8 protein-coding genes and 1 pseudogene are annotated in these 10,932 nt (G+C 41.4%); 8 read left to right on the top strand and 1 reads right to left on the bottom strand.

Annotation, left to right across the window (positions count from 1 at the left end):
- From AZ66_RS32045 to AZ66_RS21720, 7 genes and pseudogenes are all read left to right on the top strand, one after another.
- A pseudogene (locus AZ66_RS32045) lies at positions 1 to 423 on the top strand (hypothetical protein); the annotation flags it as partial.
- 6 nt (positions 424 to 429) lie between these two features.
- Positions 430 to 690, top strand: coding sequence for a hypothetical protein (locus AZ66_RS21745; protein ID WP_021258988.1), 261 nt, complete (start codon positions 430 to 432; stop codon positions 688 to 690).
- Positions 691 to 915: 225 nt separating this feature from the next.
- Positions 916 to 2,634, top strand: coding sequence for a hypothetical protein (locus tag AZ66_RS21740; RefSeq protein ID WP_044356746.1), 1,719 nt, complete (start codon positions 916 to 918; stop codon positions 2,632 to 2,634).
- Positions 2,635 to 2,687: 53 nt separating this feature from the next.
- Positions 2,688 to 7,652 carry an RHS repeat domain-containing protein gene (locus tag AZ66_RS21735; RefSeq protein ID WP_044356745.1) on the top strand — a complete coding sequence of 1,655 codons (4,965 nt, stop codon included), beginning with the start codon at positions 2,688 to 2,690 and terminating at the stop codon, positions 7,650 to 7,652.
- Entirely contained in the window at positions 7,649 to 8,203 is a 555-nt protein-coding gene (locus AZ66_RS21730) for a hypothetical protein (protein ID WP_044356743.1), read from the top strand. Before AZ66_RS21735 ends, AZ66_RS21730 begins: the two co-directional genes overlap by 4 nt.
- 272 nt (positions 8,204 to 8,475) lie before the next feature.
- Positions 8,476 to 9,144, top strand: coding sequence for a helix-turn-helix domain-containing protein (locus AZ66_RS30095; protein ID WP_052648744.1), 669 nt, complete (start codon positions 8,476 to 8,478; stop codon positions 9,142 to 9,144).
- Positions 9,145 to 9,257: 113 nt separating this feature from the next.
- Positions 9,258 to 10,115: a hypothetical protein gene (locus AZ66_RS21720; protein ID WP_044356742.1), complete on the top strand. Its 858-nt coding sequence runs from the start codon at positions 9,258 to 9,260 to the stop codon at positions 10,113 to 10,115.
- A gap of 299 nt (positions 10,116 to 10,414) precedes the next feature.
- Here the strand turns inward: AZ66_RS21720 and AZ66_RS21715 are convergent, their stop codons facing one another.
- Complete coding sequence (locus tag AZ66_RS21715) at positions 10,415 to 10,624, bottom strand: helix-turn-helix domain-containing protein (protein WP_021259370.1); 210 nt, start codon at positions 10,622 to 10,624, stop codon at positions 10,415 to 10,417.
- 184 nt (positions 10,625 to 10,808) lie between these two features.
- Here AZ66_RS21715 and AZ66_RS30845 point away from each other — a divergent pair.
- Positions 10,809 to 10,932: recombinase family protein (locus tag AZ66_RS30845; RefSeq protein ID WP_197081752.1), on the top strand; the 124-nt coding region annotated here is incomplete at its 3' end.

Genomic DNA, 10,932 nt, shown 5'->3' with positions numbered 1-10,932 from the left:
GTACACACACTTGAGCGTGCGCGGTTAAGAGCTATCTCCGCACCGGAGCGTGCATTTCAACTCGAAGCATCGGATTGGGACAGCATTAGCAGGTTAAGTGTTCAGGTTCAGATTTGGTCGACGAAAGAGAAGATTCTTGCGTGGCGCAAGAAATATCGGGCTTTGTTGGAGGAATTGGATCAGTTCGATGAGCCGGAAGAAACTGAGGGGAATTGGTATTATCTGATGACGACAGGGTTCGAAATTGATGAGCCGTGGTTTGATGATTCGGACTTGGAACCGGAGATCGGGTTAGGTGAGCCGCATGCAAGAGCAAATGAGAATGCGAATGTAAATGTAAATTCAAATGCAAATGTAAATACGAATGCAAATGAAGAAGGAACAGGGAAGCAATCCGCAATGGGAAACCAAGGTGAGGGGTGATTCAATATGGATTGGTATTCAACAGAAACGACGATGCTCATGCAGCAGGTTAGTGTAGAACGTAACGCAATGAACAGTTGGATGTTCATGCGTCCGATGAAGCGAAAAGAACTGCGAGTCACGGAGGGCGAAGCGGACGCACTATTCGGCAGAGCTGTTCAGGTTCTGCAAGAGATGATGGAATCCGAACATGCGGAGCATCGCCTGCAAGCAGCGGAAATTGTACTTCGTCATGCGAAGAAGCGCAGATTCCGGCTGTCTTCCTAAATAACCATAAAAAAGACTTACTCTAACCAAGTAAGTCTTTTTTTATTCGGTTCAGATATGTACTTCACTCAAAAATAAAACGAAGAAAAGTTTCCTAAAAATTTAAAATAGGTAAATCAAGGGAAAATAGGATATTATTATTGTAAGTCCTAGAATAATGAAGGAGGTAGAACGGTTGTTTGAAAGAGAGGGACGGTCATATATTTTAGAAAGGAAGGGCGAAACATGAAGTGTGCAATTGTGTTCATAGTGCTATCATTTTTGACGTTTTCCGTATCTAGCGTTAGTGCTTATGATTCGGAGTATCGTTATGACAAGAATGGTAATCTAAGCGTAATCACGCAAAATGAGACAGAAATCGTCTATCAGGCAGATAACAATGGAAATTTGACAAGTAGAAGCTTAAGAGAGAAGACGTATATGGATAAGTTGCAAAACGGAGATTTTCAAGAAGTAGACAATGGTGGTAAAGCGGTAGGCTGGTCATATATGACAGATAACAATGCTGTATCCAGCTTCATCATGAAAAAAATAGGATCACGAAATCATCAGCAGATTCAAGCCCGTAATATTCCAATGGGGAGTTTGATTGGGGTCAAGCAAACACTATCGATTCCAAAGGATTCTAGCAGGAATCTTGACGTGAAATCTTCATTGAAGATTGAACACTTACAGAATGCAGAGGCTGTGATGATGGTCGATTTTGTAGATAACACAGGAAAGGTTATCGGTAATGCGAGCCAAAAAAGCACGTTGCAGAAAGATTTCTTCTACACAATGAGCCTCAGAGAAAGTATGATTCCCCAAAAAGCAGAAAAAGCGATTGTGCAAATCGCGATCCATTCAACTGGCAATAATGCGGCTGGCACGATAGTAATTAAGGGGGTTGATGTCTCTTACGGTTTAGATTCTTATTTTAATTTGCTCATGAACCATGATTTTCAGGGCAGAGAAATTCAAGTAGCGGAGGGGGAAATTCCAGACTATTGGGGAATTTCAGGGGATACTGGTTCTGCTAGGTTTTACTTGAAGACTACAAATGAATATAAGAAAAGGCAGATTATTTCCCGTAATTCTAACAGTACTAGCAAGGAAAAATATATTATACAACATCTATTAATTGATGATTCTTCGAGAAAATATCAAATGAGAGGGATATTTCATCGGATGAATCATGCGGAATCTCAGTTGCAAATTTTGTTTTTTAATGAGAAGGGGACATTGCTAGGGACAGATTATACCTCTTCGGATAGTAACACTGACAAGACCACATCACTGAGAGGGAGTATTCCGAAAGGCGCAGTCTATGCAACCGTGTTTGTGGGGGCTCGTTATAGTGGTATTAGCATTGGCGACGTTGATATTGATCGTGTTTCAATCGAGTATAGTACAGAACCTCAGGCGTTATGGAACTCGCAATTTGCACAATTTGATAAAAATGTAGATGTCGCTCAAGGTTGGACAAAAAACACTAGGGGAGCGGCTGAAGGAGCTGTTTTTGGGCAGAGTGGTGACAACAGAGGCCAAAACATTGCTATACCATATGGAACCTGGGGAAATAAATCCGCTGAAATCTACCAAGATATTAAACTAGAACCGAGTTCAATGCAGAAAAAATTTTCTCTGCGCGGGGAAGTTTCAATTCTAGACAGCAATAATGCAAAATTGGAGATTGAAGTATACCTATATAGAGGATTCGGTGATATAAATAATTTTCCTAAAAAATATAAAAAAACCTATTCGTCACCAAATGAAAGACAGGTAATAAATATACAAGAAGATATTGAACCAAATACTCCTTACGCTACGATTTATGTCCGTTTATTGCCGATTGATCCTAACAAAGCGTGGGCAGAAAACGTCGTAATTCATAATTTGCGATTTAACCCGGTCTACAACAGTTCAGGGCCGATAGAAATGTTTCTTCCGGAAGAGATGGAATGAAGTGAAGTAAGCTCTCCATGATAACTCAATAGAAATAGAAGGAGGAAATAGCTTTGAAGAGATATTTGTCAATGATTCTTGCATGTGCACTATTGTTTACGAGTATACCTATTACATCAGCACAAGACTCTCCTAAGTCTTCGAATCTCTCATCCAATAGAACCGTCACTTCTAGTGTATATGGTGCAGACGAGAGTTTATCGGACTTAGAAGAGCTAATCACTGTTACCTCGATTACGGAAATGTTTGGCGTAGCAAGGGATTGGGTGGTCAATGAAATCGTGAAGGGCTACCAGCTTCATCATATTTATCAAGGGCTGCTTCTTCAGCAGAAGGGCGGATCGTATGAGCAGTTTATGGAACAGCAGTACCCCACGCTAGTTACGGATCCCCTACATGCTCATAATGCAAGTGTAACTGCTGCCGTATATGGCCCCGTCTCTGTGACGGATCAGGTTTATGGAGGAGAAGAACCTAGATCGGTAACCGATCTAGTATACAATCCCCAGCATCGGGTCAAGAGATCGCTGAGCGATAGTCCATACGACAAGGTCGCGCTGCAACGTGCACCGATTCGCTTGGATCAAGCTCCTTATGCAGTTGGTTCGGAAACTGATCATATATCGACCGTTGATGCTTCCCTGCGTGTTGAGGCAACGGATCTGGTCATGCCTGGAGCTAACGGTTTAGACTTTGCGCTGCGACGCGTATACGACAGCTCTCGAGCCAAGAACGATATTACTTTCAACGCGGATAGCTATAAGAACATCACGAAACAATCAACCGATGAAGAAGGCAGATTCAAGCTCGGAAAAGGGTGGATTTGGGATATATCCTATTTCAAAAGAGTAGACGGACAGATGTACCTATATATTTCCGGCTTAGGCACTTATCGAATCGATGGATCTAATATTGTGGGGTATCCTTTTCATGATCTGAACTTTTCTGAATCAGAGAATGTAAAGATAGGAAGTGAAAAGGCTGCGTATGAGCTTGCCAATTATAAAACAGGGGTACGGCAATATTTTAATGCCGTGGGCGACTTAATTCTAATAAAGGATAAAGACGGGAATTATATTCAATTCATCTATTACGGTACAGAACTAGGTACAGTAGTGACGTCAAACAGTTCAAGAACCGGTGCCAATGCTATGTTTTTTACGTATAATCCCGATAATACAATTGTCGTGGAAACCGGAGGTCGGACAGTTGTCTATAAAAAGCAAAGAGTGACCTCTATTAAAGGAGAATCCGTCCTAGAACAAGATCTACTGACTGAGGTCATCGATCCGATGGGGCGATCCACCAAGTACGATTACAGTGTGTGGAAAGACCTTTACTTCAACTTTGACAGGGATCATAAAGATTATCGCAAGGATGGACAATCCGATTTAATGAGAATGAAATGGGGGAGAAACGATACCATCGCCTTAAGCGTAATCGAGCATCCAACGAAAGCAATTACCCGGCTTGCATTCGATACTCCGGTATTCCGTAAAATTGGGGAGTATGCGGAAGAGGAAACGATTCGCTATAAAACGCGTAGGGACTCCTATAGTTCGACCTCTGGAACGCATCAAAATGAGTTGATTTTCACGTTCAATAACGGTGATGTAGGGAAGGAGTTCAAAGATAACTCTTTCTCGGTGGATGTAACGGACGGTCTGAAAACAACGACCTATGTGTATGACAAACGATATAATGGAAGTGATGCCCCATCGAGTCTATACTTGGAAGAAACGAGGACGCGTACAGATAGCGGGAATGAAGGACGAAAGGTCAAATATGAATATGACAGAGGAATGAAAAACCCGAACCCAATTCGAATTGAGGAGGTTCGAAGCAGAGATGGGCGAAACTCGGCACCTCGAATTACGACTAGAACGTATGATGGGAAAAATTGGGGGTATATCGTTTCTGAAAAGAACCCGTTAGGCGCCACAAGCAGTTATGAGTATGGGGAGCTGGGATCTCCGAATAAGCAGAAGGGGCTTATCCGCAGCGTTGTGCCTACAGGGCAAAGCAAGAACCTGCATTCCGAATACCAATATGATCGAAGTACTGGCGGACTGCTGCAAGTGCAATCTAAAAACGAACAAGGAACGATCGTGCAGCAGTTGAATTATGAATATGATCCCATGGGGAATCCGATCACGATACGCATCAAGGGAGAGCCTCGGGATACGGTTATCCAGCAAGAGTTCAGCCCTGAATTTCGAACGATGTTTTTGAACAAGCAATCGGTGAATGTTACGAATGTCGACGGAGCACCGGACAGCATCGTATCCCGAATGGAGTATAACACATCGACAGGAGATCCGACGAAATACATCGATGGCAACGGAAATGAAACGAAGTATACGCATGATAAGCTGGGACGGATGACTGCGGAAATCTATGCGGACGGCACACAGACCGCTGTAGCTTACGATGATGCAGCAAACAAAATTACGATTACGCACCCGAACGGACAGCAAATCGAAAAATGGTTCGATCCATTGGGAAATCTAATCAAAGAAACGAATGGACGTGGCGGGGTAGCAAGGCATAAGTATGATCGCTATGGCCATATGATTCGAAAAGGAACCTTTGACGATAATTGGATTGAATATGAATATGATGCTTGGGGACGCGTAACGAAAGAAAACTTCATCTATGGCCAGAACCGAACCATCTACGACGATGCCGCAAACACGAAAACGACTTACGATGGGGCCAATAATGGAATACGTGAAACCTACGATGTGATGGATCGCTTGATTACAAAAGAAGAAATCAAACCATCTGGTCAAGCTGTGGCAGCGGCACGGTACGAATATGACCTCGCGGGGAATGTTCAGACTGCCTACGATGGTAATCACAATGCGACAAAGTACGAGTATGATGTACTAGGCCGCCTGATCGCCGTTACAGATGCCGAAGGAAAGACGACACGCTATCGGTATAATCTGTCGGGAGATATGGTCGAGATTAAGTATGCGGACGGAAATACGATTGAAAAACGGTATGACGAAATCGGCCGATTGCTGCAGCAGATCGATCCGAACAAGCAAAGCAAACGTTTCTACTATGACGGCAATGGAAACGTGATCAAAAGCATCGACCGGAAAGGCCAGGTTCAACAGTTCGAGTACAGTAACCGCAATTTCCTGACTGCCCTCGTTGCTCCGGACGAGAGGATTTCGTACAGCTACGACTCGACGGGCAAGCGGATGGCAATGACGGATCAGACGGGCACGACAACTTATGCCTACTATCCAACAGGAGAATTGGCATCGATCACCTATCCCGATCAAACCAGAATCAATTACGATTATGAAATTAGGGGATTGCGTACAGAACAGACCGTTACGGCCGGGGGCTATAAGATCACGCAGCGAATCGGGCACCTTGGCATCTTGCCGAACCCAACAAGTATGGCCGTCTTAGATGCCAACGGCTCGCAACTCACGCAATTTGAATACAAATACGATGGCTCGTATACTCGCTTGGCAGAATTGAAATCGGCGCAAGGATTCTTGGAGAACTATGCGTATGATGGCTTTAATCTTGCAGGCATCCAGCAGAAGCAAGGAGCTGCGCTGTTAGGAAACTACAGCTATGCCTATGACAACAATCGCAACATTGTAGCGAAGAACGACAATGGAGCAGGGTATCAATTCAGCTATGATCCATTGAACCGAATCAAGACCTCAAGCCAGTTCAACGAGGCATACACATACGATAATCGGGATAACCGCAGAACCCTGCAAAGCGATCAGGTACCGAACATCAAGGGAGCCAGCTACGCGTACGACAGCCGCAACCGTCTGACTCAAGTAACAACGGAAGACGGCAAAATCGTCAGCTACCGCTATAATGGGGACAACCTCATGGTGGAACGGACCGAAGGCGGCGTAACGACTCGTTACTACTATGACGATAGAGCGAAGATAGTAGCAGAAGGAAGAGTAGAAGGCAACGGCAGCGTCACGATTACGGCAGCGTATGTTCATGATTCGATCGGCAAGCTGCTGGCCCGCCAGGTACCAGGACAAGGTCTGCAATACTACGTATCCAACGGACACGGTGATGTTACCGAAATTCGGGATGCCCAAGGCAATGTACTGAATCGCTATACGTATGACATCTGGGGCAATCCTTTGGTCCAAGAGGAGCGAGTCCCGAACATTTTCCGATACTCGGGCGAATACTGGGATACGACAACGAATCTGCAATATTTGCGCGCAAGATGGTATGATCCAAGTGTAGGACGGTTTATTAATGAGGATACGTATGAAGGGGAAATCAAGAATCCGCTGAGTTTGAATTTATATACGTATGTTTACAATAATCCATTAATTCATGTAGACCCTAGTGGACATATTCCTACTGCGCTTGAAGCGGCAATAATGGCAGATCACATCTATAGTGCCGAAAAAGGAAGGGAATATACCCTTTCAGGTGGATGGACATTTGAGGATTTAATAACTGGCGGCGATAATATGAAAATGGGGGTATACTCGAGAGTAAAAAGTGATGGGAAAACTGAATACTCGTTAGTTAATAAAGGCACTTCGCCAACAAGTTTGAATGATTGGAAAAATAACGTGCAACAGTTGTTTGGTTCATCAGATGACATGAAAGCATCAATTGAAAAGTCAAAAGAATTTGTTAAAAGTAATTCCAATAATGAAATAACCATGATCGGACATTCAAAAGGTGGAGCAGAGGCAGCTGCAAATGCAGTAGCGACAAATAAAAATAGCTTCATATTCAACCCTGCAACTGTAAATCTTAAAGCGTACGGTTTAAATTCTTCCAATTATAGGGCCAGCATGACTGCATTTATCGTAAAAGGAGATGCACTAAATGGTGCAGAAGGTTGGTTCAGTAAACCAATAGATAAAGCGGTGTATTTACCTCAACAATATGGAGGGGGTTGGAGAAATTTGTGGCAAACCAGTATGTATGACAATATACGAAATCACTCGATGGGTGCAGTCATGGATGCATTAAAGGAAGCTGGGTATAAATGAAGATAAACCCACTTTCAGTTGTGATTATTGTTGTGACGGCTATTATTGCGATTGTGCTATATATTACCGTATGGCCGTGGCTTATGATATTTATAGGGAACTTCTTATTGCCGAGTCCTTCACGTCCCGAAGTAACATATGCTGAGTTTCCATTTCGTCTAGAATATGAAATTAACGGTAAACGAATAGTTATTAAAGATACCTTAATCTGTGAGTATGATGGCATTGGCGTAGATGAAGGCAGGGGGAAATATCGGAAATGGAAAGAGCATTTAGCCAGCGGAAATCAAAATATATTGTTGTTGAAGGTTAATGACACAAAAGAAATATATTACTATCCGGGTTCTGCTCAGTACTATATGGGTGATATGAATGAAGGAGTAACGTACACACAAAGTTTTCCTAATGCAAGATATTTTGAAAAGTATGCGGATGGAAGTACCAGAGATGGTATTATACGTGCAGATGAATTACTTAATAAATACAATATTAAATTGATAAGTTGGGATTACACTCAGCCCATTAAAAATAACTTTTCTACAACTAAATAATGATGAAATATCTTTTGAAGAAAGGAGTTGTCTATAACAGAACGTGTTGATTTCAATGTTCCACTGACGGGTATGAGTCCGTTTGAATAATGCTAATCAATAATAGCAAAACCATTTTTATTATAGTAACAGAGTCGAGCCACATGCGAGTTAATACTCCATGTGGTTTTCTTTGTTTAAATATTAATGCCAAACTATTGACGTACCAATACGTCAGGTGGTATATTTGTTTCAAGACGTATTGATACGTCATTGTGAATGGAGTGATAAATATGATCGGACTTGAATACATCGTAAAGCTATATAACGGAACATATAAGAAATTAGCTGAGAAGCTGGAGATCACGCCTTCAACAGTAACAGATTGGTTGAGTAAGCGTCGACCCATACCCAAAGCTAAACTTGAAGCACTGTCTAAACTATTCAAGTTGGAAACTGAATATTTCCAAAAAGAATTAACGAAAACTGAGGAAATTGAACTGCGATTGGACTACCTTAATCGAATTTCGAGACGGGATTCATTTGAAATACCTGACTATTTTACGGAAGCAAATGGAACTGAACATGAGTACACAAGGTCGATTGACCCTTATGAAGAAGAGAAACGAATGATTTATGATGAATTGAAAATTGAGAAGATAATTCTTCGGCTTCAAGGTGTTTTATATGATGAACTGTATTCTGTTGACAAAGGTAATAAAGGATACGAGATACTTGAAAGAACTTCAAATGTATTCAATGAATCTGTATCAGATAATTTAAATGTTGAGCAGCAACTACAATGGGAGAGTAAGCATGACAGGCGGATTGAAGCGTTACGCTCCATGATGTATTTCATGGGTATTACAGGATTTATGGTGTGGAATGAAGGTGATGAAAATTTTCACAATGAATTGTATAAGCTTCTGAAGAAGTATGATTTACTGTGGATTGAAGATTAGAATAATAAAGTTTAAAGGGGGTGAGGATGATGTAACTATGTCACCCATTCTTATAACATATCCAATTACATTCAAGATTCTAGATTATCTTAAAAATAGAGAGAAGGTTATATATGTTTGACACCGTAAGGTTGAAAGTAAGACCTGTTTACATTGATTCAGGCATATTGAATCAGCTTACTGGTAACGCTATTACATTTTTGAGCAAGGAAACAGGTGCGTTAAATACAAGTTATACGATTTATGATGAACAAATTCCATATATAAAATATATCGAGAGTAGTCAAACCCTACATATCCAAGTCTCCATTCCCAAGTTCCTATATGGAGACAATGTAACAATGTTAGAAGAAGTAGATATACCACTATTCTTCGATAGATTACAAGAAAGAATACAGCAGTTATTTCATATTCATATTCCACATTCCGAATGGACGGTCAGTCGATGTGATGTTTGCTTGAATTTTCAAGTCGGTAAGAATGTTGGTGATTACGTGAGGTTACTAAGCAAACAGCAATTAGCCTATAAGAACACGACTATGTACAACCAAGATCAGACTGTAGAATATTGGAATAAGAGTAGTAGAATCATGTTCTATGACAAGCATAAGCAAGTCACGAAAGCTAAGGAATCAAGTGACATTATCGAGCGTGCCAAGGGGATATTGCGACTTGAAGTCAATCCGAGCGATAACGACATGAAGAAGTATGCACCTTCAAGGAAAGCCATTGAATTGATTGCCAAGCCTTTCTTTAACTACATGACAGATAAGGTGCTTGGTCAGATCGAATATCCAACAGAAGCTAGTGACATAGGTTTAGCTTGGTTGATGGAAAACAAAGAAGACATATCCAAGATCGAAACCATGCTTGGCTTCCAAATGCTGCAACGCATGTTCGACGAATCGACGCTAAGGCAGATATATAAACCATCAACCTATGCCATCCGCAAGAGCACGGCAAAAAAATGACAATTCCCAAAGGGAACTGCCTAAGTCCATTAGCTATAAACAGCTAGGAAACACATCCTCTCAGACAGGGACACGTTATTTTGCCGATAACGATAAAAAGTCCATGATGATGGATGAAATAAAAATAACATAATTATAATTGTACGTGAAAACTAAGAGAAATCAATCCAATAGATTAAAAAATGTTTACCATCACGATAACTGTTATCGGGGGATGGTTTACATCTAAAGGCTTGAAATGAATTGGAGAAAAGGGCATAGCACATCCAGCGACCGACTATGGATGAATTTTTAAATGTCTATGCTTCCTGATCTTCAACAATTAGTTCATGAATCGAAATGTCTAAAGCTTCACAAACGGCTTCTAACGTTCGGATATAAACCCGATCAACAGAGTCGGAACATAGATGATTAATCGTTGCATGTCGAATATTCATCTGTAAAGAGAGTTGCCGCTGAGAAATCCCTTTTTCGGCTAGTATTTCTTTTAATCTAATTTTTAATTTCATGGGAAAGTAATCCTCCACCAAATACATCATACTGTTAACCGTACTATATCATATTCTATCCATCCTAGCATTGATATATACGCTTAAAGGTAATACAATAGTTATATACTTTTAAGGGTATAACTCTTTAGCGTAACATTAATTCTAATTCGTGTAACGCTAGGGTTAACAGGGAGGTAATCCAATGAATGTCATAGGTTATGCTCGGGTTAGTACACAAGGACAAGCGAAGGATGGCTACAGCCTGTCTTACCAGCAAGATGAGATCAAAGCCTATTGTGAACGACAAGGATGGCATCTGGTTCATG

The sequence above is a fragment of the Paenibacillus sp. E194 genome, assembly GCF_000935845.1.
GTDB classification, from domain to species: domain Bacteria; phylum Bacillota; class Bacilli; order Paenibacillales; family Paenibacillaceae; genus Paenibacillus_B; species Paenibacillus_B alvei_B.
This window is presented reverse-complemented; position numbering and strand designations above follow the sequence as displayed.